21 protein-coding genes are annotated in these 24,265 nt (G+C 45.6%); 8 read left to right on the forward strand and 13 right to left on the reverse strand.

Annotation, left to right across the window (positions count from 1 at the left end; all coding sequences use genetic code 11):
• Window positions 1-13 precede the first annotated feature (13 nt).
• Window positions 14-601 carry a hypothetical protein gene (locus AC1DFM_RS08875; protein ID WP_477076353.1) on the forward strand — a complete coding sequence of 196 codons (588 nt, stop codon included), beginning with the start codon at window positions 14-16 and terminating at the stop codon, window positions 599-601.
• A 32-nt stretch (window positions 602-633) separates the two neighbouring features.
• Window positions 634-1,929, forward strand: a complete 1,296-nt coding sequence (locus AC1DFM_RS08880) for a radical SAM family protein (protein ID WP_477076354.1) — start codon at window positions 634-636, stop codon at window positions 1,927-1,929.
• A 136-nt stretch (window positions 1,930-2,065) separates the two neighbouring features.
• Here AC1DFM_RS08880 and AC1DFM_RS08885 read toward each other — a convergent pair whose 3' ends face one another.
• Both AC1DFM_RS08885 and AC1DFM_RS08890 read right to left on the reverse strand, forming a co-directional pair.
• Window positions 2,066-2,953, reverse strand: coding sequence for an AraC family transcriptional regulator (locus tag AC1DFM_RS08885; RefSeq protein WP_477076355.1), 888 nt, complete (start codon window positions 2,951-2,953; stop codon window positions 2,066-2,068).
• Between the two features lie 111 nt (window positions 2,954-3,064).
• Window positions 3,065-4,303, reverse strand: coding sequence for an MFS transporter (locus AC1DFM_RS08890; RefSeq protein WP_477076356.1), 1,239 nt, complete (start codon window positions 4,301-4,303; stop codon window positions 3,065-3,067).
• Between the two features lie 142 nt (window positions 4,304-4,445).
• Between AC1DFM_RS08890 and AC1DFM_RS08895 the strand changes: the two genes are divergently transcribed.
• The 3 genes from AC1DFM_RS08895 (at window position 4,446) to AC1DFM_RS08905 (ending at window position 8,236) form a co-directional block, all read left to right on the forward strand.
• On the forward strand, window positions 4,446-5,336 hold the full coding sequence (locus tag AC1DFM_RS08895) for a hypothetical protein (RefSeq protein WP_477076357.1): 891 nt from the start codon (window positions 4,446-4,448) through the stop codon (window positions 5,334-5,336).
• A 154-nt stretch (window positions 5,337-5,490) separates the two neighbouring features.
• A complete protein-coding gene (locus AC1DFM_RS08900; protein ID WP_477076358.1) occupies window positions 5,491-6,942 on the forward strand; it encodes a DUF5723 family protein in 1,452 nt (483 codons plus the stop codon).
• A 4-nt stretch (window positions 6,943-6,946) separates the two neighbouring features.
• Window positions 6,947-8,236, forward strand: coding sequence for a bifunctional folylpolyglutamate synthase/dihydrofolate synthase (locus AC1DFM_RS08905; RefSeq protein WP_477076359.1), 1,290 nt, complete (start codon window positions 6,947-6,949; stop codon window positions 8,234-8,236).
• 1 nt (window position 8,237) lies between these two features.
• Here AC1DFM_RS08905 and AC1DFM_RS08910 read toward each other — a convergent pair whose 3' ends face one another.
• From AC1DFM_RS08910 to fbp, 5 genes are all read right to left on the reverse strand, one after another.
• The gene (locus AC1DFM_RS08910; RefSeq protein WP_477076360.1) at window positions 8,238-8,795 is read right to left on the reverse strand and encodes an NUDIX hydrolase; all 558 of its coding nucleotides are present in this window, start codon (window positions 8,793-8,795) and stop codon (window positions 8,238-8,240) included.
• Between the two features lie 13 nt (window positions 8,796-8,808).
• Complete coding sequence (locus AC1DFM_RS08915; RefSeq protein ID WP_477076361.1) at window positions 8,809-9,336, reverse strand: YfiT family bacillithiol transferase; 528 nt, start codon at window positions 9,334-9,336, stop codon at window positions 8,809-8,811.
• 13 nt (window positions 9,337-9,349) lie between these two features.
• Window positions 9,350-10,114: an ABC transporter ATP-binding protein gene (locus AC1DFM_RS08920; RefSeq protein WP_477076362.1), complete on the reverse strand. Its 765-nt coding sequence runs from the start codon at window positions 10,112-10,114 to the stop codon at window positions 9,350-9,352.
• Window positions 10,115-10,267: 153 nt separating this feature from the next.
• Complete coding sequence (locus AC1DFM_RS08925; protein ID WP_477076363.1) at window positions 10,268-10,759, reverse strand: CAP domain-containing protein; 492 nt, start codon at window positions 10,757-10,759, stop codon at window positions 10,268-10,270.
• A 157-nt stretch (window positions 10,760-10,916) separates the two neighbouring features.
• A complete protein-coding gene (fbp, locus tag AC1DFM_RS08930; protein WP_477076364.1) occupies window positions 10,917-11,927 on the reverse strand; it encodes a class 1 fructose-bisphosphatase in 1,011 nt (336 codons plus the stop codon).
• Window positions 11,928-12,067: 140 nt separating this feature from the next.
• Between fbp and AC1DFM_RS08935 the strand changes: the two genes are divergently transcribed.
• The 3 genes from AC1DFM_RS08935 (at window position 12,068) to AC1DFM_RS08945 (ending at window position 16,198) form a co-directional block, all read left to right on the forward strand.
• Window positions 12,068-13,336: an aspartate kinase gene (locus AC1DFM_RS08935; protein ID WP_477076365.1), complete on the forward strand. Its 1,269-nt coding sequence runs from the start codon at window positions 12,068-12,070 to the stop codon at window positions 13,334-13,336.
• Between the two features lie 78 nt (window positions 13,337-13,414).
• The gene (locus AC1DFM_RS08940) at window positions 13,415-13,690 is read left to right on the forward strand and encodes a hypothetical protein (protein WP_477076366.1); all 276 of its coding nucleotides are present in this window, start codon (window positions 13,415-13,417) and stop codon (window positions 13,688-13,690) included.
• Window positions 13,691-13,753: 63 nt separating this feature from the next.
• A complete protein-coding gene (locus AC1DFM_RS08945; protein WP_477076367.1) occupies window positions 13,754-16,198 on the forward strand; it encodes an outer membrane beta-barrel protein in 2,445 nt (814 codons plus the stop codon).
• A gap of 149 nt (window positions 16,199-16,347) precedes the next feature.
• Here the strand turns inward: AC1DFM_RS08945 and AC1DFM_RS08950 are convergent, their stop codons facing one another.
• The 6 genes from AC1DFM_RS08950 to AC1DFM_RS08975 form a co-directional block, all read right to left on the reverse strand.
• Complete coding sequence (locus AC1DFM_RS08950; RefSeq protein ID WP_477076368.1) at window positions 16,348-16,791, reverse strand: CBS domain-containing protein; 444 nt, start codon at window positions 16,789-16,791, stop codon at window positions 16,348-16,350.
• A 205-nt stretch (window positions 16,792-16,996) separates the two neighbouring features.
• Window positions 16,997-18,811 (reverse strand): glycoside hydrolase family 35 protein, encoded by a 1,815-nt coding sequence (locus AC1DFM_RS08955; protein ID WP_477076369.1) that lies wholly within the window; start codon window positions 18,809-18,811, stop codon window positions 16,997-16,999.
• 136 nt (window positions 18,812-18,947) lie between these two features.
• On the reverse strand, window positions 18,948-20,645 hold the full coding sequence (locus AC1DFM_RS08960) for a GMC oxidoreductase (RefSeq protein ID WP_477076370.1): 1,698 nt from the start codon (window positions 20,643-20,645) through the stop codon (window positions 18,948-18,950).
• 84 nt (window positions 20,646-20,729) lie between these two features.
• Window positions 20,730-22,427, reverse strand: a complete 1,698-nt coding sequence (locus AC1DFM_RS08965; protein ID WP_477076371.1) for a GMC oxidoreductase — start codon at window positions 22,425-22,427, stop codon at window positions 20,730-20,732.
• A gap of 32 nt (window positions 22,428-22,459) precedes the next feature.
• Window positions 22,460-23,035 (reverse strand): gluconate 2-dehydrogenase subunit 3 family protein, encoded by a 576-nt coding sequence (locus AC1DFM_RS08970; RefSeq protein WP_477076372.1) that lies wholly within the window; start codon window positions 23,033-23,035, stop codon window positions 22,460-22,462.
• Between the two features lie 245 nt (window positions 23,036-23,280).
• A complete protein-coding gene (locus tag AC1DFM_RS08975; protein WP_477076373.1) occupies window positions 23,281-24,030 on the reverse strand; it encodes a L,D-transpeptidase family protein in 750 nt (249 codons plus the stop codon).
• Window positions 24,031-24,265: the final 235 nt, after the last annotated feature.

Genomic DNA, 24,265 nt, shown 5'->3' on the forward strand with positions numbered 1-24,265 from the left:
TACATTCCAGTACATGCATAGTTTGCGTATCCTGCATCCCAACACCAGCAGCAGAATCCGGTTATTACCGGTGATGCACGGTTTGGTAGGTATCCTGTTTCTGATTAATGCGATTGGCGTATACCGCAGTCCGCAGCCTAACTGGTTCCTGGTCGTCTTTTTCTTGGTAGTAGGCTTTTTGGCCATTGCGTTTCCATTTACCATGAAGCGGTTTAAGCAGTTTTCAGAAGCCAATATCGTAGCGCGGATGATAGAAGCGTTGATTTGTTTCACAGGTAGTTTGTACTTTTTGTCGCACCTGCAGCCGCTGAGCAGCTTGTTCTTATTCCTGACAGGCGTTGGTTTGGCCTATGTAGGCTGGATGGAATATAAAATTTTCCAGCCCTCCTACGTAAAAATGGATACGACAGGTATTACACTCCCCACCACCTTCTCTAAAAAGCTGGTTGGCTGGAACGAGCTGAATAACGTAATTTTGCGGAACGACCTACTGACAATAGACTTTAAAAATAACAAGATTCTGCAGCTGGAAATATTGGATGAACCAGGCCAGGAGCAAAGAACGGCGTTAAATACCTTCTTTCAGACCAGGGTTCAGTAGCTGTTTCCGTCTACAGACCATAAAATCACAAAATGTTAAAACAGACACCTTACATATTATATTCTGACGGTGAAGGGAATATTTTTGAAGATACCAGCATGCATGTAACTGGCCGCAGTGGCTGGGATGCATGGCCGGTGGAAGCAGATGAGTGGATCGAATTACCGGAAGGAGGCAATTTGTATGAGTTGCCAGGACGCCGTGGTATTGGCATCAATGCCACCACCGGCGATATGCAGCTTTGTGATAAAKGATGGGCGGTAGCAGCCTTCATTCCGCCGGCACATACCGGTTTTTACCTGGCAGCTTACGAAACCATGCCTGATGCGCCTACGTTACCGCTGTTTTGCTACACAGCAGTGGGTTGGCTGGATGGTAAGTTCTATGTACCTGCTACCCGTATTGAAGCCGATATCCGCCAGGAATGCGCCGGATTCGATGATAAAAAGGTGAAACAGGGTGTAAAAACGCTGGTAGAAGCCTATCCGCATAACCGACTGGTACAACATCTGGCGGAGAATTGCGCCCTGACTTATGAGTGCCCTGCTGCGCGTAATTATTTTATGGGCAGATGGGAATGCCCGATTCCTTCCTCCCCTGCGTGTAATGCCAATTGCGTTGGCTGCATTTCATTCCAACCGGAAGAAGAAAGCATTGTTTCTACACAAGATCGCTTACGTTTTAAACCAACAGCAGCAGAAATCGTAGAATACACAGTACCACACCTGGAAACTGCGCCCTTCCCTATCGTGAGCTTTGGCCAGGGTTGCGAAGGTGAGCCTTTACTGATGTGGGAAACCATCCGCGAGTCTATTATTGAAATACGTAAACATACACCTAAAGGCAGTATTAATATCAATACCAATGGTAGCAAGCCTGATGCGGTAAGAGCCTTGTGTGAAGCAGGTTTGAACAGCATCCGCGTAAGTCTGAATTCTGCTCAGGAAAAATATTATACGCCTTATTATCGTCCTAACAACTATGCTTTTGAAGACATTATCGAAAGCCTGAAAGTAGTACATGAATTTGGTGGCTGGACATCGATCAATTACTTTGTATTTCCGGGGATGACCGATAGCGCAGATGAATACGAAGCGCTGCGTAAACTGATCCGCGAAACCGGTTTGAACATGATTCAGTGGCGTAACTTCAACATTGATCCGGATTGGTACCTGGGTAAACTGGGTGTTACAGAAACCGGGGAATGTTTAGGCGTGAAACAATTACAGGAACTGATTCATGAAGAATTCCCGGATCTTAAATTCGGTTATTTCAATCCGCCAATGGAGCGTATTACCGGCGATTATATGCAGGATTTCGCACATTAGGAAAGCGAAAAGCATAAAGCCGAAAGCAAAAAGCTATTAAAGCGAATGACCAGAGCGAGTATTTAAATTACTCATACGCTCTGGTCATTCGCTTTAATAGCTTTTTGCTTTCGGCTTTATCCTTTTCGCTCCTACATCAACTTTCTACTTCCTCAAACCGATACTGCCTTGCATACGCCGAGGGCGACATACCTGTTACCTTACGAAATACCCGATTGAAAGTGATGGGATTGTTGTAGCCGGTTGCATAGGCTACCGCAGCAATGCTATCGAAATCTCCATTAATGATTTTCTTACAAGCCACATTAATCCTGATTTCATTCAAAAATTCAAGATAGGTTTTGCGGGTATGTTTCTTAAAGTATTTACAAAAGGCATAGGTAGTCAGATGTGCTACTCCTGCAATTTGTCCGAGTGAGATATTTTCTGCGTAATGTTCCAGTGTATATTGGTAAATATCGTTCATGCGCAATCCTTCCGACTCACTGTAGGAGTGCCTGGAAAAGCCCGTGGATAAAGACTTCCATTCCTTTACCTGTTTGGAGAAATACACCAGCATACCTACAAATGCCAGGAGTCGTTCTGCGCCACTCAGCCGGGAGATTTTTAAAATATCTGCCCCTATTTTTTCAGCGTGTTCCGCAGGTAGCTGGAGACTGTTGGCCGTGAGTTGTAAAAACTTGCGAACGGTTTCCATTTCCTTCAAGGAAAACAATCCCTGCAACGCCTGTTCATGATCGAAGAAAATATGGATGGCGTGAATATTCTTCTCCTGTAAATTTTCAAAATATCGGGCATCTCCTTTAAACATATGCGGTTGGTTTGCACCAATCACATAAATTTCCCCGGCTTTAAATGGCTGGGTGTAGTTGCCGGCGATGAGTGTACCCTCTCCCTTAATGATGAGGGTCACCTGTGCCTCCTTATGACGATGCAGGTAATTATAGAAGTATGGGAGAATATCTTCCTGTATTACTACCGCTCCTTGCTCGGCTACGGGAACAGTAAATTGAATTACTTTCATTAACCAATTTTACTACTTTTTACGCAAAATTAGCCTTTTGAGGACAATAATTGTAAAGTCTTTAACAATTTTAACCATATGCCCGGCTATAAATCGCGCTTCTTCCCCGTGCTATGCCAGGCTGGAGGCTGTTGTTACCGCTTTGCGGGCGGATACCTTCTTTTGCAGCCACCAGAAGCCAGTCCCCGACAGCACACAACCCAGAGCGGTAAGCGCCCACCAGGGCCTGAATCCCAGGTGTTGCACCACAAACGCACCGGTGGTAGGCGATACGATATTGGCCAGCGAATAGGAGATGGTATACAGCGCAGCATACTGGCCACGGTTATGGTCCTTGCTTCTGGCAATCCAGAAGCTATTCATGAAAGGAAGACAGAACATTTCCCCGAAGGTAATCACAAGCATAAACAGGCCTGCCACGGCCCAGAATGGTGGCAATACGCTCAGCAGCAGGTAGGAGATACACACCATCATGGCACCTCTGGTGACGAAGAGGAGGTTAGGTCTGGTGCCCTCCAGCCGGTATACCATGATCATTTCTACCAACGCAATGAGAATACCGTTGATAGACATGTTCAGCCCAATCTGCCATTCTTCCATGTGCATCACGTCTTTAAAATATAACGGAACGATGCTGCTGAACTGGAACAGGCAAATGGCATTTACGGTAGCAAACAGCAGGAACCATAGATAAATGGCGTCTTTCCAGACTTTATCTTCCTTTATCACCTTTGCTTTTTCCGCTTTAGCCGGTGCAGGCACCGGCGGCAGAAAAATACGCATTAATATAGCGGCAGCCATACAGGTAAATCCATCTACCCAAAAAAGTAACTGGTAACTGAAGCTGGCCAGAATACCGCCTACAGCAGGACCTACCGACCAACCCAGGTTCACGGCCAACCGGTTCAAGGCATAAGAACGGGTACGATTTTCAGGTACACTATATGCCGCTACCGCAATACTGTTGGCCGGCCGGAAAGCATCACCTACGGAGCTCATCACAAATACGCAGATACATATTTGCTCAAACGTGCGCATCTGACCCAATAAAAGGAACAATAATCCGTTAGAGAAGAGGCTCCAGAATTGTACCTGGTAAAAGCCAATTTTATCAGAAAGCCAGCCACCCAACAGGGCGCCCACAATAGCACCGCAACCGAAGCAAGCCATCACAAGGCCTGCCTGAGCAATAGAGAAATGTAGATGTTCTGTGAGATATACGGTCATAAAAGGAATGACCATAGTACCACTGCGGTTGATCAGCAACACGAGTGATAACCACCAGGTAGCGGGAGAAAGGCCGGTATAGGCATTCTGATAAAGACGGATAGTTTGCTTTGCGAGGTTCATAAAATTGGCGAAAAAATAATAGCAAAAACCAGATTAACAGCACAGTTTTTGCAAAGATCCGGAATTCATCTTTTGATGAGTGATTATTTTTTCTGGATCAAAACATTAACTTTGGTCTAAACAGGCGCTCAATAAGGTTATCATGGAGGAAAAAAACGGTAAAAAAAATATTCAGGCACTGGGCATTACTATCGGCGTTCATGCGTTGCTGTTAGTAGCGCTTGTATTTACCGGCTTTTCTGCTCCTCCGCCCCTGCCCGACCAGGATTTGGGTATGGAAGTAAATCTGGGTACCTCTGACGAAGGAATGGGAGCGGAACAACCACTGAATCCCAATCCTCCCAGCGCAGCAGCGCCAGAACCAGCACCTGCCGAAAGCCCTGTTACTGCTCCTAAAGATGCCAGCGAACCTCCACAGGATATAGCCACACAGGATGAGGAAGATGCACCGGAAGTAAAAAAACCGGAAAAACCAGTTGAAAAGCCCAAAGAACTTCCTAAAAAACTGGAACCCAAGCCTGTTGTGAAACCTGCCAAAAAGCCAACAGAAGCACCTCCAAAGCCGGCGCCACCTGCACCTAAACCTAAAGCGGTATTTGGCGGCGGTACCGGCAACAATGCCAACAGTGGTAACAATGCCAACGGCTCCAACAATGCTACCGGAGAAGGAAATACCGGCAAACCCGGCGATCGTGGCCAACTGGGCGGCAACCCTAACGGCGGTGGATATACGGGAGGCGGCCTCGGTGGCGGACGTTCCGATTTCCATCTCAACGGAAGAAGCCTCATTGGAAGACCACAAGTAACCTATGATGGTACAGAAACCGGCTATGTAGCGATCAATATAAAAGTAGACCAACAAGGAAATGTGACCTCTGCCACTTTTAGTATGAAAGGTTCCACCATCAGCAATCCTCAGCTGATAGAAATTGCGAAAAAAGCGGCCAGAAGCGGACAACTGAAATATAATGCTAACCCGGATGCTCCTGAAGAACAGTTCGGGACCATACGTTTCTATTTTAAAGCTGAGTAATAATTACCGCGTTTTAGGTATTGTGTAGCCAACTATTTATGCTATCGCCGTATTAAGAACCGGATCAGGATTTCCTATAACTCTACCTATGTCAAGAGCAAATAATTGCAAGATTTTCGTGTCATTTCGAGAAACCTATTTTTTATCGCCAGCGATGATTGTAAGACTTAACCGTATCTTTTTCAGCACGTCGGTACTGCTACTACTGACTTATGCCGCTATGGCACAAACTTTCCCCGGGTACAACAACAGCAACCACGCGGGTATTTACGGCGTACTTTCCAATCCTGCCAGCGCCGCAGGTTATCGTTATAAATGGGATGTTAATATTGTGGGGGTAGACGTGAATGCCGGTAACACTTATGTGAGCATACCCAAATCGGTGTTGTTCAGTATGCCGGATACGCTCCGTCGCAACCGCGACTATTTCCTGGATCAAGGCGCCAACAGAAAACAAAATGGCTGGGCAATGGCTGAAGTAATGCTGCCCTCTGTATTATATGCCATCGACGAAAAGCAATCGGTGTCATTTGTATGGCGCATGCGTAGCAGTGGTAATATCGGAAATTTAACGACCCCTATTGCTAATTTCTTCGGGGTAGATTATCCGAACCCCAGCTTTCGTGGCGCCACCTTAAGTATTCCGCAAACAGGCGTCAGCGCCCATCTCTGGCATGAACTGGGACTCAGCTATGCCAGGGTGCTGAAAGAAACTTATAATGGCCGCTGGAAAGCTGGTATTACCGTAAAATTGCTGAGTGGCGTGGCAGCGGGTTATGCTTCTGTGAAAAATGCCGAATTCCGCCTCAACAATAACCAGGACGCCTCTATTACCAGCGGAACGCTACACTATGGCTATAGCAAAGAACTGGACCACTGGGAATCATCTCCGCAAAACAACCTGAGTCTGTTTAACAATGCCAGTGTAGGCGCTGATATCGGTGTTATATACGAATACCGCCCGGACAATGGCGGCTTTGGCGCTTACGAGGACTCGGATGCCGACGATTACAAATTTCGTATAGGCGTTTCCATTACAGACATTGGCGCCATCAAGTACACCAAAGGAGCCATTAATACGGATCTTAGCCTGGTGAAAGACCATGTAGTACCAAAAGATATTGAATACCGGAAAAAGGAAAGTTTGCAACAATATGCACGCCGGCTGAACAAATATTTTACCCCGTTGCCTACTGATTCAACTTTCAACATGACGTTGCCTACAGCCCTGAATCTGATGGGTGACTACAATATCGACGGACGCTTTTTTGTAAGCACACAAGTAGTAATTGCGTTAACTGGTGGTCATACGGATATCAGTAAAACTTATGCACTCACCCAGTTGAATATTACTCCTCGCTATGAAACCCGCATCTTCGGCGCCTACCTGCCGATGACCATCAACCATAACGGCCAGGCCGATATTGGCGCAGCGTTTCGTATAGGACCATTACTGCTGGGCTCTTCCACGCTTTTTACCAACCTTTTTGAAAAGCGTATCGATCATGCGGCGGCTTTCGTAGCTTTGCGATTAAATTCAAGCATGTTCAAACGGGGCGATAGCAAAGGTGGCAAAGGCCAGCTGGGTTGCCCGGTTAATTATTAGCAATATGGCCTCTTACAAAGAAACGCTGGACTATCTTTTCGCGCAGCTGCCCATGTTCACCAGGGTTGGCGCCAGTGCATTTAAATCAGATTTACATAATACCCTGGCGTTGCTGGAGATACTGGATCATCCGCAACACCACTTCAAAACCATACATGTTGCCGGTACCAATGGAAAGGGGTCTTCCAGTCATATGCTGGCAGCCATTTTTCAGCAGGCAGGCTACAAAACTGGTTTGTACACCTCTCCCCACCTGCTGGATTTCAGAGAGCGTATCCGTATCAATGGGCAGGTAGTACCAGAAGAATTTGTGATCCGTTTTACAGAACAAATGCGGTCACATATTGGCGACATACAACCTTCTTTTTTTGAGTTAACAGTAGCCATGGCCTTCCGGTATTTCCAGGAACAGGCAGTGGATATTGCCATMATAGAAGTGGGATTGGGCGGCCGTTTGGATAGTACTAATGTCATTACACCGGAATTGTCGCTGATCACAAATATCAGCTTTGACCATAAAAATATTTTAGGAGATACCCTCCCACTGATTGCCAAAGAGAAAGCGGGCATTATCAAAACGGGTGTACCGGTAGTCATCAGTGAAACACAGTCAGAAGTAGCTGATGTTTTTATTGATACCGCTGCGGCCCTGAATGCGCCTATCCACTTTGCAGACCAGGAGTGGATGGAGTCGTCCAGTGCGATTGACGGTAGTCACCTGAATATAACGTTATTGGATACACGCCAGCAGCAAATGCGGCAGTTACAACTGGACCTGAATGGTCAGTATCAGGAGAAAAATGTGATGGGGGTATTATCTGCCGTTAAAGTGTTACAACTAAACGGATGGCATATTACCTGGGAACAGGTAGGTGCTGCCCTATCGCATGTAAAAAAGCTCACGGGCTTAAGAGGCCGTTGGGATGTCATTCAGCAGCATCCACTTACAGTACTCGACGTAGGACATAACGAAGCTGGTATCCGTGAAATCATGGAGCAACTGGGACATGTCAACTATCAACAGCTGCATATTGTAGTAGGTTTTGTAAAAGATAAGGAAGTAGAAAAAGTACTCCCTTTATTTCCCACTACTGCTCATTATTATTTTTGTAAGGCGCAAATTCCCCGTGCCCTCGATGAAGTGGCGCTGGCAGAAATGGCTGCTACCAGTGGATTACACGGGCACGCCCATGCTTCTGTGCAGGCAGCCCTGCAGGCGGCCAGGCAACATGCCCAGCGGGATGATCTGATCTTGGTATGTGGAAGCTTTTTTGTAGTGGCAGAAGTGATGTAAACTACTTCATGCCCATTTTTCCCAGATGCAGCAACGCGTAGAAGATACAGGTAGTGTGCAGACTCTGTTCGATCTTGTTATCCAATACCAGTTGCTGCAATTCTCCCAGCGGCATCGTTACAATTTCAATTTCTTCGTTGTGGTCCAGCTGTTGCTCCTGCACCTTTACACCGCCGGTAGCCAGGAACATATATGTATAGTTGTTGCTGGACGCAGGATTGGGCGCAATAGTACCTAATGGTATCCATTCTTTAAATTCGTAACCGGTTTCTTCCAGCATTTCACGTTGCATGGCAAACAGCGGAGATGGATCACTGGGGTCCATGGTACCGCCTGGAATTTCCAGCAAAGTTTTGCCCACTCCATGCCTGTATTGACGAATCATAATTACCTGTCCGTCTTCCCGTAACCCAAAAGCATTTACCCAATTATTATATTCCAGTACATAATAAGGCGTTATGATTTTACCTGAGGGTGTTTCACATTTGTCCTTACGGGCAGTGAGCCAGGCGTCTTTAAACAGGTATTCTGAGGACAATAATTTCCAATCCATATTCATGATATCAATGCTTTTACCAATCCATTCTTTCCTTCAGGCGCAGTATGTGCTCCAGATGGTGCTTTCCATGCCAGGCGTAATTGGCGGCATGGGTCTTTAAATTATGTTGCGTGCCGTTGGCCGGATGAATAAACGTCCGCTCCCACTCCGTTGCCGTTAAATGTTCCATCAGGGAAGTCCAGCGGGCATGCAATGCATGTAACAGCGTGATGGACATATTAATGGGGGTAAATTTCACATCCGGCAATAGCGCCCAGGCGGCCTCCTCGTATGGTTTAATGATAGGTTGTTCTTCTGTGAGAGCCAGCTTCATACGGATATACCCGTTCATGTGACTGTCGGCCAGGTGATGCACTACCTGAGCTACGGTCCAGCCTTCAGGGCGATAAGGTGTTTGCAGCTGGTATTCATCCAGTTGTTGCACTGCTATTTCTATCAGCTGGGGTAAATAGTGGATGTCTTTAATAAACCCCTGTAGCATAGCGGAGGTATATTCCGGCAGTGCTACAAAACGGCCAATAGGATATTTCAATGCTTCCATCGGAAATTGATTTTTATTCTTCGCGCAGATCCTTACCTGTCAAATGAATGAACACATCTTCCAGGTTGGCTTTCTTCACTTCTTTTTGTCTTTCGAAGCCAGAAGATACCAGTTGATCGATGAGTGCATCCGGAGAGTTGATGGCAATGATACGTCCGCTGTCAACGATTGCGCAGCGATCGCAGAGGAATTCAGCTTCATCCATGTAGTGGGTGGTGATGACTACGGTAGTACCCTGGCTGCGTACCTGTTGGATCAGATCCCAAAGGTTGCGTCTGGCCTGGGGGTCCAGTCCTGTAGTAGGTTCATCCAGGAAAATGATCTGAGGCTTGTTGATCAGGGTGGTAGCAATGGAAAAACGTTGCTTCTGACCACCGGAAAGCTCTTTGAATTTCGCTTTGGCCTTATCTTCCAGGTTAAACATTCCCAGGAGTTCCATGGGCGATACCGGCTGGTTATAGAGGCCACCGAACATTTCAATCAGTTCCACCAGATTCAGTCCGGGGTAATAACCGGAGCTTTGCAGCTGTACACCGATGATTTTCTTTATATCATTGGGATCTTTGTCGAGGTCATAGCCACCAACAATTACCTTTCCTTCCGTCTTATCCCGAAGTGTTTCAATAATTTCCAGGGTAGTTGATTTACCCGCACCATTTGGGCCTAACAGGCCAAAGATCTCCCCTTCATACACCTCAAAGCTGATTCCTTTTACCGCGGTAAAGTCCCCGTATTTTTTAACCAGGTTACTTACCTCAATGATCTTTTTCTTTTCCATGGGGGCAAATTAGTAAAAGTGGAGCAGAAAGCATAAAGCCTAAAGCAAAAAGCCACCGAAGCGAATGACCCTGGCGGTTATAAATTAAATTTCCGCACTTAATATTCGCTTCGATGGCTTTTTGCTTTAGGCTTTATGCTTTCTGCTCTATAATTATTGCTTTATAAAAACCTGCGTAAAGAAAGTGATTCTGCCTTTGTCGGCGGTGCCGATGCCTATCAGGGTATAGTCACCCAACATGTTTTTGCGGTGGCCGGGGCTTTTAATCCAGCCGTTGACCACTGCTTCCGCGTCCAATGTGCCATAGGCTACGTTTTCAGCGGCGCTGGAAACGCGACCCATTTTTTTAGAGACGTTGGCTACCCGTTCTTCAAATCCTTCGTGTCCGAAGCCGGTGCTGCCATTGGCCATGTCGCGGCTATGCCGGAGTGCCTGCTGGCTGATGGTGGCATCCAGCTGTAAAGGCTTCAACCCTTTGGACTGACGGAACTTATTGGTGTAGTAGAGGATTTGGTCGGTCATACTACCGCCGGTGTTACTGCTGTCTGCCGAACGGGTGGTGGCACGTGAACACGCGCTGGCCTGGAAAAAAGCAAACATGGCAACCAGTAACGTTAAGATCCGTTGGTTCTTCAAAATCAACATAGATAAAAATGGTTAATAATTAAAAATAAATAATGGTTAATATAAAGACTATTAAAACAGCCTCATGTTTAACAACTGTTGTACCAGAAATTAAAAACGGTGTACCTGGAATATTTTGTATTCCGGGTACACCGTTTTTTTATGTGTTTTTTTGATGTTAGTCGTTGATGATATGCTGCCAGGTATCCATCATGGTTTTGGACCCGATGAAAATAGGCATGCGCTGGTGCAGCTGCGCAGGCTTGAGTTCCAGCAGGCGTTGCTTACTATTGGCCATAGCCACGCCACCGGCTTTCTCCATGATAAAGGACATCGGATTACACTCGTAGCAAAGTCTTAGACGTCCGGAGGAATATTTGCCGAAGGCAGGGTACATAAAAATACCTCCCTGGATCAGCGTACGGTGTATTTCCGCTACCATACATCCAACGAAACGATGGCGATAAATCCGGTCGTTTTCGGTACGGGCCATGAAATGATCGATGGACTTGCGGATCTTTTCTTCATATAAGTGGTAGTAGCCAACGTTAACGGAGAAAATATCGCTATCCGGCGGACATTTCAGGTTAGGATGCGACAAGCAGAATTCTCCGATGGAAGGGTCCAGCGTGAAGCCCTGCACACTGCGGCGGGTARCATATACCATCATGGTAGAAGAGCCATAAATGATATAGCCGGCTGCAATCTGATAGATCCCCTGCTGCAGGAAATCTTCCAGCTCACATTCCTCTCCTTCCGGGCTGAGGCGGCGATATACAGAGAAGATGGTACCAATAGATACATTGACATCTATGTTACTGGAACCATCTAATGGGTCCAGGAGTACCACATACTTTGATTTTTTGGAGTGCTCATCATGGAAAGGGATAAAGTTTTCATTTTCCTCAGAGGCTACCCCGCAGCAATAGATGCTGGTTTCCAGGGAACTGATAAACTGGTCGTTGGCAAATTCATCTAACTTTTTCACGGATTCGCCCTGCACGTTGGTTCTGCCGGCTTCTCCCAGGATATCCGCAATACCAGCCTTATTTACCTCCACATTTACCCTTTTCGCTGCCAGCCCTATATCGCGCAGCAAACCGGATAGCTGTCCGGTGGCTCCCGGATAATTCCGCAACTCCTGAATGGTGAATTCATCCAGGGTCATTACTTTTTGCTTAAGATTCATAACGTTAGGTTGTACGGACGAAATTAAAGGAATTGCCACTATTTTAACGGGAATGTCATTTATCCGTAAACAGATTTTAAAACAATTCTAAACTTGTCTTACTTTGCCAAATAATTTTTTAATAGAAGATAAACTATCATATGAAGGTTTTCAAGTTTGGTGGCGCAAGTTTAGAAAGTGTTGAACGTATCCGGCAGGTGGCGCAAATAGTGCAGTCATTTCCGGAGGAAAAACTCCTCATTGTTATTTCTGCCATGGCAAAAACAACCAATGAGCTGGAAAAGGTGGCCGAAAGCTTTTTCCTGCGGAAAAGGGAAATTGCGGCACAATTGCTGTTTAATATTGAGCAACATCACCTCGATATAGCCGAGGCGCTGTTGGGTACGCGGGAGCACCCGTTGTTTACACAACTGCAACAGTTCTTCACTGAAGCCGAATGGACGCTGGGCGAAAAGCCGTTGCGTACCTACGACTACTATTACGATCAGCTGGTGAGCGTGGGCGAGTTGCTGAGTACCGCCATTGTGAGTGCCTTTTTTAACAGCATTGGTCTTAATAACACCTGGTTAGATGTAAGGGATATTTTCCGGACAGACGACAACTTCCGGGATGCCAATATTGACTGGACCTATACCCAGCGGCAGGTAACCGAAAAGGTGCTGCCTCTCTTTGGGAAAACCAATATCGTGATTGCACAGGGCTTTATTGGCGCTACCGATCAAAACGAAAGCGTTACCCTGGGCCGCGAAGGCAGTGACTATTCCGCGGCTGTTTTTGCCAATATGCTGGATGCTGAAAGTCAAACCATCTGGAAAGATGTGGAAGGCCTGAAAAATGCAGATCCAAAACTGTTCCCCAATACCGTGAATATCCCGGAGATCAGTTATGGAGAAGTGATTGAAATGGCCTACTATGGTGCCCAGGTCATCCACCCTAAAACCATCAAACCACTGCAAAACAAGCAGATACCGTTGCTGGTAAAATGCTTCCTGGATAAAAACCTGCCCGGAACGGTGATCAAAGAAACAGCCGATGTAAAGCAATTGCCGCCTATTATTGTGCTGAAAAAGAACCAGGTACTGCTAAATATCACTTCCAAAGACTACTCTTTTATTACAGAAGATAAGATTAGCGACATCTATGAGATCTTCCACGGGCTGAAAGTGAAAATAAACCTGATGCAGAACGGGGCGATTAACTTTTCCTGTTGCATAGATAATAACCCGGAAAAGATAGAACTGCTGATCAAAACCCTGCACCAGCAATTCAAAATCGTGTATAATGAAGGATTGGAGCTGCTGACGGTACGTTATTACCAGCCCAGTTTGCTGGACGAACTGAGTAACGGGCATGCCGTTCTTTTGGAACAGCGTTCGGCAGCCACCATACAGCGTCTCTGGAAAAAATAAACTTATCCCGCAAAATTATTTCCCCCTTCCGTGCAACTTTTTTTTTACCCGTTCGTCTTTAGTTAAAATGAATGAGGTATGAAAAAAGTTGCTATCGTTTTAGGCCTGGGTACTTTCCTGCTGCTCATGGTGGTCCTGGGAGGAAAACTGGCAGCCCGTGGTCATCACGCGGTTAACCGGCCGTATGAACTGCCTATATATCTGATTACCTTCGGAAATTTCCGGGCAACGCCCACTGCTACCGCCAATACTACCTGCATAGTGAATGACAAAGAGAAAATGCCGCTGGAAACAGCAAACAATATGATGGACCTGGTATTCAGATACTTTCAGCATAGTTACCCGAAGAAATAGCATGTAAGCCCCTACTTATTTACTGGTTTAGCTTTTGAGAAAACATATAACGGAAACGATAGTATGAAAACAATCATCGTAGCCCTGGGAATGCTGTTTTGTTGCACCTACGCGGCTTTTGCACAACAATCTAACGCTACAGGAAAAATTACCCTTACCGTAACAGATAATGCGGGCAAGCCCCTCCCCTTCACCAGCGTGATGCTGCGGAAGACGAAAGACTCCGCCCTCGTAAAAGGAGAAATGACCGCCGAAAATGGCAGCTGCTCATTCGACAAAATTGCCACCGGACATTACTTTGTACAAGCCTCCCAAATGGGCTATACCACCTCCTACAGTACTGCCTTTCAAATAGATGCCGCCCATAAAACCGTGGCCCTCGCGAATATGACATTGCCTCCGCTGGGTAAAAACCTGCAGGCCGTCAATGTAACTGCCCAGAAACCTTATATAGAAAGCTCTGCAGGTAAAACCGTGATGAATATAGAAAACAGCATGGCTGCCTCTGGTAACACGGCCCTGGATCTGTTGCGCAGAGCACCCGGTGTACAGGTAGATAACAACGAAAACGTAACACTGAAGGGACAAAGCGTCACCGTAATGATCGATGGTAAACTGACGTATTTAAGCGGCGAACAGCTCACCAATCTCCTGAAAACTACTCCCGGGGAAAGTATTGCTTCAATAGAAATCCTGACCAGCCCTTCTGCTAAATACGATGCCTCCGGTAATGGTGGTATCATCAATATCAAAACAAAAAAAGGGAAAATGACAGGGATCAATGGTAGTATCAGCGCTACCCTTACCCAATCAAAGTATGGCCGTTATGGCATATCTGGTAACCTTAACTGGAGAACAGAGAAATTTAACATCTTCGGAAACTTTGATCAGGGCGATTATCCCCGGATGGTTACCCGCGACTATCACCGGACAGTAAAGGAAAGTGACGGCAGCACCACTTATATGCAACAGGACATATTTCAGCGCAATCGCTTCAAAAATAACTATCTCAAAGTAGGTATGGATTATTTTATCAACGATAAACATACGATTGGAGTGCTGGCAAATGGCTTTAAAAATTCATTTGACAACCAGATTTATAGTCAGACCCATCTGGGTAAACCCAATCTGCCACCAGATTCTTTGGTAAATTCGATCACTACTAATAATAACAAATTTGACAACATAGCCCTCAACCTTAACTATAAAGGCGTTATTGATACGGCGGGGGGCCGTGAAATCAGTTTTGATGCGGACTATGCCCAGTTCAACAACCACCGCTTAATGATATTACACGACAGTTTATTTGACACGCATACACAATTAAACAGGAACCCTAATAGTATACAAACAATTGGTGGCACCCAGGTAATAATCAAAAGTTTAAAAGCGGACATCAGCTGGCCTCTCAGTAAAAATGCCAAGCTGGAAGCCGGTGTTAAAGGCAGTTTTGTTACCACTACAAATGCCTTAGAATTTGACTCCCTGTATAAAGGTATTTTCGTTCCCGCTCCATCGCTGAGCGACCGGTTTAATTACCAGGAAAATGTATATGCCGCATACGGAAACTACAAGCAGCAAATACACCAAACAGCCATTCAACTTGGGCTAAGAGTAGAACACACCCAATCCACCGGACATTCATTTTCTACAGACAACTATGTAAGACGTTCCTACACAGACTTCTTTCCGAACATTAACATAGAACAAAAAATAAATGATAAAAATAAAGTCAGTCTTGCGATGTCACGCAGAATTGAACGGCCACAATATGGGCAATTGAATCCTTTTATGTTCTACCTTGACAAATACACTTATTTCAAAGGTAACCCTTACCTGAGACCTCAATACAGTAGCATCGCGGAATTATCCTATACCTTTAAAGATAAGTATATTGCCACGCTGCGATACTCCAGAATTAAGGATATGATGGAAGAATTTATTACGCAAAACGATAGCACTAAAGCGTCTATCAGCACAGAGCGTAACTACGACAAAACAGATATATATAGTCTGCTGCTGACACTCCCCGTACAGGTAACCAAGTGGTGGACCAGCGATAATAGCGTAGATCTGTCCTATAATCAATATAAATTCGACGATCCAACGACTAATGTACCTTACTTCCGATATAACTTTAACTATTATATCAGCAGTACCAATACCATTACATTGCCGCATGATATCAAAGTAGAAGTAATGGGCTATTACAATTCTCCTTTTATCTTCGGTATTTTCAGAGGTTACAGCCAGTACAACCTAAACCTGGGCGTACAAAAGATGTTCCTGGATAAGAAAGCTACAGTAAAGGTGAGCTACAATAATATCCTTCGCAATGAAGCTTATCGTGGTGCGGCCGAATTCGCAAACCTGAATCTGAGTATCTTCAATACCTGGCAGTTCAGAACCGTGAATCTTACCTTCACCTATAAATTTGGAAGTGCCACTATCAAAGCCGCCAGAGAGCGCAAAACAGGTACTACCGATGAGCAGAACAGAGCGGGATGATTTTTTTAGCATAAAGCTAAAAGCGTAAAGCATAAAGCATAAAGCATAAAGCTATTGAAGCGAATGATAAAAACGGAAGAGTAAATATTAATACTCCCGCTTATCATTCGCTTCAATAGCTTTATGCTTTTAGCTTTTAGCGTTCTGCTTTATCTATGTGTTCCGGTGATATAATGCTCCAGGCTGTTGATGATATGGCGCTGGTCATCTATAACAGACTTCACCACATCCCCAATAGATATCAAACCAATTAACCTGCCTTGCGCATCTACAACGGGCAAGTGACGAATTCGTTTATCTGTCATGAGCGCCATACAGTCTTCAATGGAATGTTCTTCCGTAACTGTAATGGGGTGCTCCGTCATGATTTCGCGGATCAGGGTTTCTTTGGAGGCTCGTCCTTTTAGTATAACTCTGCGGGCATAATCCCGTTCTGAAAAGATGCCGAGGAAGTGCTCCTGACTATCAACTACCGTAAGTGCCCCTACGTTACGGTCAACTAACATTTCAAGGGCTTCAAAAACGGTATTGTCCGGGTTTATTGAGTATACTGCATGACCCTTTACCTGCAGGATATTACGTACTTTTCCCATGGCAAGCCTTTTAAGACAGTAAAAAAATGAAAAACCAGTCTTTCTAAGTTACCAATTTTCGCTGTTAAAAGCAAGGCAGGGAAAAAAAAAGCGGAAAGCATAAAGCGGAAAGCAAAAAGCTATTGAAGCGATTGAGCTTGTGAATATTATACAAGTTGATCAATCGCTTCAATAGCTTTTTGCTTTCCGCTTTATGCTTTTTGCTTTACAGCGTTGCTGCGCCGGATACCGGTGCTGCGGCTTCCTGGTGTAAATCGAATACTACAATTTCATTAGCACCTTTCTTCAGCCACGGAGCCGGGCAGTACAGTCTCTTTTGTGGTCCTATTTCCCAGAAACGGCCCAGGTTATGACCATTTACCCATACAATACCTTTTTTATAGGCAGACATATCAATATAAGTATCCCCGGTTTTGTCGAGGTTAAAAGAACCTTTAAAGAACTGTCCGGGTTTAGTGGTATTGCTGGCGGAAGCGCTAAGGTCTTCCACAAATTTTTCTGTCATTGGTAAACCGTATACGTCCCAGTTCATCAGGGTCATACCGTTGAGGACTACACGATCTGTGATCCCTTTGCGATCGATGATGGCGTCTGCGAAGTTGATACGGCCCATGCCTTCCACGAGGATTTCCAGCACAGGGTTTTGTACATCGCTCACCGGAATATCAATGGTTTTTTCTCCCAAACGACGATCCAGTTTACCTACATATTTTCCGTTGATGAAAATGGTAGCGTAATCATGCAGATCCTTAATGGTGAGCTTACCACTCTTATGTCCGATCAATGTAGTTTTGTATAACATAAAGCCATAGTCCTGTCCGAAAGCTTCAAACGGCTTAGGTTGTGGCGTATGTGTGGCGGTTGGCAAATGATCCCATACGGAAGTAAATGCGCTGAGTTGGAATTCAGGGATGGTAATAGTAGGAATCGGCGCCGGAATAGCCGGTAATTTTTTACCCTCCGGGAGATAGGTACCTAAGAGTTGACGCAAAGCCTCGTACTTAGGCGTCGCGGCTCCYTGTTCGTTAATAGGTGCATCATAATCGTAACTGGTTACATCGGGCTCATAACCGCCTTTACCGCCGGAATTGGCGCCGGCAGTATAACCAAAGTTGGTACCACCATGAATCACGTACAAATTAAAAGAACGTTTGGTATCCATGAGGAATTTCACCTCATTGGAAATACCTTCAATGCCCGGGCGTTGCCATTGCTCTCCCCAATGGGTTAACCAACCCGGATAAGATTCACTGCTGAATGCAGGAACATTCGGGTTTTGCTTTTTAGCAGCAGCGAAATCAGCTTCGGAACCACCGGAATCCAGCCCAATGGCAGCCCCTTCTACTCCACCTGCTTCCAGCATGTAAGCGGTGGCGCCATCTGCGGTGTAAAACGGTACATTGATACCCTTCTTCACCCACATTTCCTTTAAGGTATTCAGATATTCTTTATCGTTACCATAGCTACCGTATTCATTTTCTATCTGCACCATCACTACCGGTCCGCCATTAGTCACCAGTAACGGTTTTATTTCTTTCGACAAACGATTTACGTAAGTGCGCACTGCCGCTATATAACGGGGGTCCATGCAACGTACTTTGATGTCTGGTGTTTGTAACAGGTAAGGTGGTAATCCGCCAAACTCCCATTCCGCACACACATAAGGTCCCGGACGAAGTAATACCCACATTCCTTCTTCCTGTGCTATTTTGATAAATTCCGCAATATTGTGATTGCCACTGCTGAAATCAAACTGCCCTTTCACCGGCTCATGATAATTCCAGAAAACATACGCCGCAATAGTATTACAGCCCATTGCTTTCGCCATCTGAATACGATGACGCCAGTATTCATGTGGAATACGTGCCGGATGCATTTCACCGCTAATCATCTGGAATGGTTTACCATCCAGCATAAAATCAGTTTTACTTAAGGCAAAGGAATGTTTGTTTTGTGCCTGTACTGCCTGTCCCACCCAGCAAGACAGCGCCAGCATGCCGCTTAAAATTACTTTCTTCATTGTTCAAATAAGTTGCAGATAAGCGTACAAAATACGCCAAATATTTCAAGGTCCACAGAAAAGTGGGTACTTTATTTCCGGAAATACTTCCGAAAATAAAATACCCACTATAAAAAAATCAACGCAGGGAAACGAATTAAATATTCCCCTTCTTTAGTTCATTAACGGCATGATCACATGCCCTGGCGGTAAGCGCCATATAGGTGATAGAGGGATTCACGCAGGAAGAGGAAGCCATGCAGGCGCCATCGCTTACAAATACATTCTTTGCAGCATGTACCTGATTAAAACCATTCAGCACCGATGTTTTAGGGTCCTTACCCATACGGGCCGTTCCCATTTCATGGATACAATGTCCCGGAGGTGGCGCTTCGTCGTAGCCGCCTACATTTTTCAAACCGGCTGCTTCCAGCATTTCAATGGCACTTGCCTGCATGTCTTTACGCATGGCCATTTCATTCGCTTTAAATTCGCAGTCGATGTCTAATGTTGGTAATCCGTATTTGTCCTTCTTCTCTTTGTTCATGGTCACCTTATTTTCAAAATAAGGCAGATGTTCACCCCAGGAGCCAACACCCATATTCCACATGCCAGGCTCTGTTTGCGACGCTTTCAGCTGTACGCCAATACCTTCCCAGCTGGTACCTCTGTCGCGGCCGGCACCGCCCTGGTAGCCAAATCCACGTACATAATCGGTGCGCATGGTTTGGGCGTTGGTGTTACGGAAACGTGGGATATAGATGCCGTTAGGACGGCGACCACTATTATAATACTGATCCTGGAAGCCTTCAAAGCTGCCACCAGCGCCTACGCCGAAGTGGTGATCCATCAGGTTATGTCCCAGTTGTCCGCTGTCGTTTCCAAAACCATTCGGGAAACGATCAGATACGGAATTCATCATAATCCAGCTGGTACCGAGTGTGGAGGCATTCAGGAAAATGATATTTGCATAATATTCTACGGTTTGCAACGTGTGGGAATCCATCACTCTTACACCGGTAGCTTTGCTTTTATCTTTATCATACAACACTTCCAATACAATAGAATCCGGACGCAGCGTCATATTGCCGGTAGCGGCAGCAGCAGGCAGTGTAACCCCGTTGCTGCTGAAGTAGCCCGTAAACGGACAACCACGCGCACAAAGATTACGGTATTGGCAAGGACCACGATCTTTCAATCCTTTTGTCAGATGGGCTACGCGACCAATCGTAATGATACGGTCGTTATACTTTTCTTTTACCCTTGCTGCCACATGTTTTTCGAGACAGTTCATTTCCATCGGTGGCAGAAAAACGCCATCCGGCAGCTGTGGCAAGCCTTCCGCCTGTCCACTTACCCCGATGTATTTTTCTACGTATTCATACCAGGGAGCAATGTCTTTATAACGAATAGGCCAGTCAGCACCATGTCCATCTTTCGCGTTGGCTTCAAAATCAAGGTCGCTCCAGCGGTATACCTGGCGGCCCCACATCAGTGAGCGGCCACCTACGTGATAACCACGAAGCCAGTTGAAAGGCTTTACTTCGTTGTAAGGATTCTCTTTATCGTTTACCCAGAACTGTTGGGTAGCTTCATCGAAAGCATAGCAGCGGCTCTGGATGGGATGTTGCTCACGCATCTCGTTGGTAGTATGGAGATGATGGGCAAATTCCCAGGGCGCTTTCAACGCGGTAGTATAGTCTTTGATATGTTCTACGTTGCGGCCTCTTTCCAGCACCAGGGTTTTCAGTCCTTTTTCGCTCAGCTCTTTCGCGGCCCATCCGCCACTGATGCCAGATCCCACCACAATAGCATCGTAGGTATTTTCTTTTTGCGCTTTTATATTCAGGTTCATATCACGAGGGAGTTACAAGTGATTAGCGGCCAGGATATAGCCTTGCACTAAAAAGCTATATCCTGACCGCTAAGTACGATAATGTTAAATATTGCCTTTCTTTAATTCTTTCACCGCGTAATCCACTGCACGGGCTGTCATGGCCATATACGTGAGGGAAGGATTTACGCAGGAAGCCGACGTCATGAAAGAACCATCCGTTACGAATACGTTTTTCACCGCATGCATCTGGTTAAAACCATTGAGCACAGAGGTTTTCGGGTCACGGCCCATACGTGCGGTACCCATTTCATGGATCGCCATACCTGGATAAGAACCGTTGTCGTATGTTTTCACGTTTTTAATGCCGGCTGCTTCCAGCATTTCTGCGGCATCATTCATCATGTCTACGCGCATCTTCTTTTCGTTCTCTTTGAATTCGGCGTCGAATTTCAGTACTGGTTGGCCCCATGCATCTTTCACGGAGTTGTCCAATGTTACTTTGTTATCTTCATAAGGTAAGCATTCGCCGAAACCGCCCAGGCCAATACCCCATTTACCGGGCTCCGTGAGCATCTCTTTGAAATCTTTACCTACGCCCATTTCAGCAATACCACGGCTCCATCCTGAACGACTGGCGCCGCCCTGGTAGCCAAATCCGCGGATGTAGTCGCGTTTGTCGCTGCCGATGTTGCGGTAACGTGGTACATAGATACCGTTCGCACGGCGACCGAAATAATATTTATCGTCATATCCCTCAGCAGTGCCGGAGGCGCCGTTGCGGAAGTGGTGATCCATCAGGTATTTACCGAGTACGCCACTATCATTTCCTAATCCGTTGGGGAAGCGGGAAGAGATAGAGTTCATCATCACGAAAGTAGAGCCCAGTGTGGAGCCATTGATGAAGATGATTTTAGCGTAGTATTCCACCATTTGTTTGGTGTGTTTGTCGATCACTTTTACGCCGGTAGCTTTCCCTGCTTTTTCATCGTAGATCACGGAGTTTACGATGGAATCAGGACGCAGTGTGAGGTTGCCGGTAGCTCTGGCAGCAGGCAGTGTAGATGATTGTGTGCTGAAGTAAGCGCCAAACGGACATCCACGGCTGCAAAGGTTGCGGTACTGACATTTTTCACGACCAGGTAATGGTTGTGTGATGTTAGCCACGCGGCCCATGGTGATGATACGGCCTTTGAATTTGTCTTCTACGGATTTCTTCACATCTTTTTCCACGCAGTTCATTTCCATGGCGGGCATAAACTGGCCATCAGGGAGCTGTGGCAGGCCTTCGCGGGTACCACTGATACCGGCAAATTTCTCTACATAATCGTACCACGGGGCAATATCTTTATAACGGATAGGCCAGTCTACCGCGATACCATCTTTCAGATTGGCTTCAAAGTCGATATCGCTGAGGCGGTACGACTGACGTCCCCACATAATGGATTTACCACCCACGATATCCGGACGATACCAATCGAAGCGTTTTACTTCGTTGTATGGACTTTCTGAATCGTTGATCCAGTATTTTTCGTTGTGTTCAGAGTAAGGGTAATCGCGGCTCAGCTTAGGGTGTGTTTCGCGCTGATCAACGGTGATACGTCCTCTGTGTTTGAATTGCCAGGGATCTTTGGTAGCCGTGTCATAGTCTTTCACGTGCTCCAGCGGTTTACCACGATCGAGCATTAATACTTTGAGTCCTTTTTCAGTCAGCTCTTTGGCTGCCCATCCACCGCTCACACCCGAGCCAATTACAATGGCATCATAGGTATGCTCGTCCTGTGCTTTTATATTCAGGTTCATGTAAGATCAGATTTAAGCGTAAAAAAGAAGTGTTATACTGCCCAGGCTTTTTCTCCCTTGGTGTAAGGAATACAGCCTTCGTATTTACCTGGAATAGGCACATAGCGCAGTGCTTTGGTAGCGCCTTGCTCTGAGGTGAAATAACCCAGTAGGGTTAGTTCTTTCAGGTACTGGAAGTAATGGGTAGGATCTCCTTCTTTTTTGTCTTTGCGCTTGTTGTAGGTCACGCGCTCTTCTTCAATGGCCGTGAGCACTTTGGTACGTTGCTCAGGGGTGATGTCCATGAACCCTTTGTTGAATTCTTTTTTACTGGCGGCGTCAATTTTCGAGAGGCCATCCAGGAATACCTGCTGGTCTTCTTTTTTATAGCAATCATTCATCATTACAATGATGAATTCCTCTACTTTGGCATCTTTAGCGCCTGGCGTATCGGTTCGTGGAATGATCGTGTCCGCGATTTCGGCCAGTAACGTTTTGGTTTCCGGCTTATGTAAATCGTAGTTTTTCGGTGCGGAGCCTGTGCAGCTTTCTAAGGCTGATAACGTGGAAGCGGAAATGGCGGTGCCCAACAAAATCGCCACATTCCTTATTGCGTCTCTTCTGTGCATACTGGTAAATTGATTTGACCTCCGAACAAGTTGGAAAAAAAATCGGTAAAATCCAAATTAATATGTGTAAAAGGCAGGAATAATGGTGTAAAAGTTACACTAAGGGGGTTTTTAATAACCGAACTGTTTGATTTTAAATGTTTTCCGGGTGAGTTAGCTTGAAAAAAATTTGGGAGATAAACAACGCTTTTAGCGTTACTTATCTCCCAAAATATTTTCCATTAAATAAAACTTCGGATCGCTGCTTACATCACATATTTCCCTTTATCATCTACCAGTACTACCGGCAGGCGGTGATGTTTTTCAAAATAATCGTAGGCGCTTCTGAGTTCTGTCCAGAATTGCTTGGAGGAGCTGTCAGTCAGGGTAAATGTACCCAGGTAATTCATGGACCCGGTGTTGCCAAATTTCACGGGGAAAACGTGTACCGGAATAAAGTCCTGTCCGGCGTTTTTGGCATTTACCGCGAGGATGTATACTTCGTCGATGAATTCATCTGTTAACGGGATACAACCTACGGTGATACAGTTACCGTGAATATAAATTTCGCCACCTGGACTTTTGGCATCACTCAGGATACGATCCGAAAAATTGGGATAGTTGATACCGAGCGACAGGTGGTAGTTACTATTTGGATTGAAGTCGTTGATATAGTAGAAGCCTTCTGGTACCTGGCGGTCGCCTTCCTTGCGTTTAGGGCCCATTTTACCGGACAGTGTACAAACACGGTACGATTTAAACAGACGGAACGTATCGGATGCGTTATTTTTCACCCAAATTTCCATTTCGCTGTCGAGCTTGAACGAGCGGATAAACATATACTTTGCAGGATAAGTCAGTCCTTTCTTTTCGAACTCTTTCTTCAGCAACTCTTCCTTCTCACGGTATGCCTCCCCTACTTTGGGAAACATTTTCTGGTTTTCGAGGAAGGATTGCTGGGCAAACAGGTTGCCTGCACCCAATAAAACCAAAACGATTACAACAAGTCGCTTCATATACTAATTCAACAAAATTTTAATATTTAAACCAGATTTACGTAGGCAAGATAAAACAATAAGAGGGCAAAAATAAAATATATTACCATACTCACTTTCTTGCTGGCAATCTTCAATATATAGTGCTTGTGCCCCTGATAGATCAATATAGCCGTAAAAGCCTGGAAAATCCCACCTAACAAAAACAATACACCGAACAGCGTTTGTATCCTCATAAAAAACGGAACAGTTATTT

It is taken from the genome of Chitinophaga sp. 05T412 (assembly GCF_056396465.1).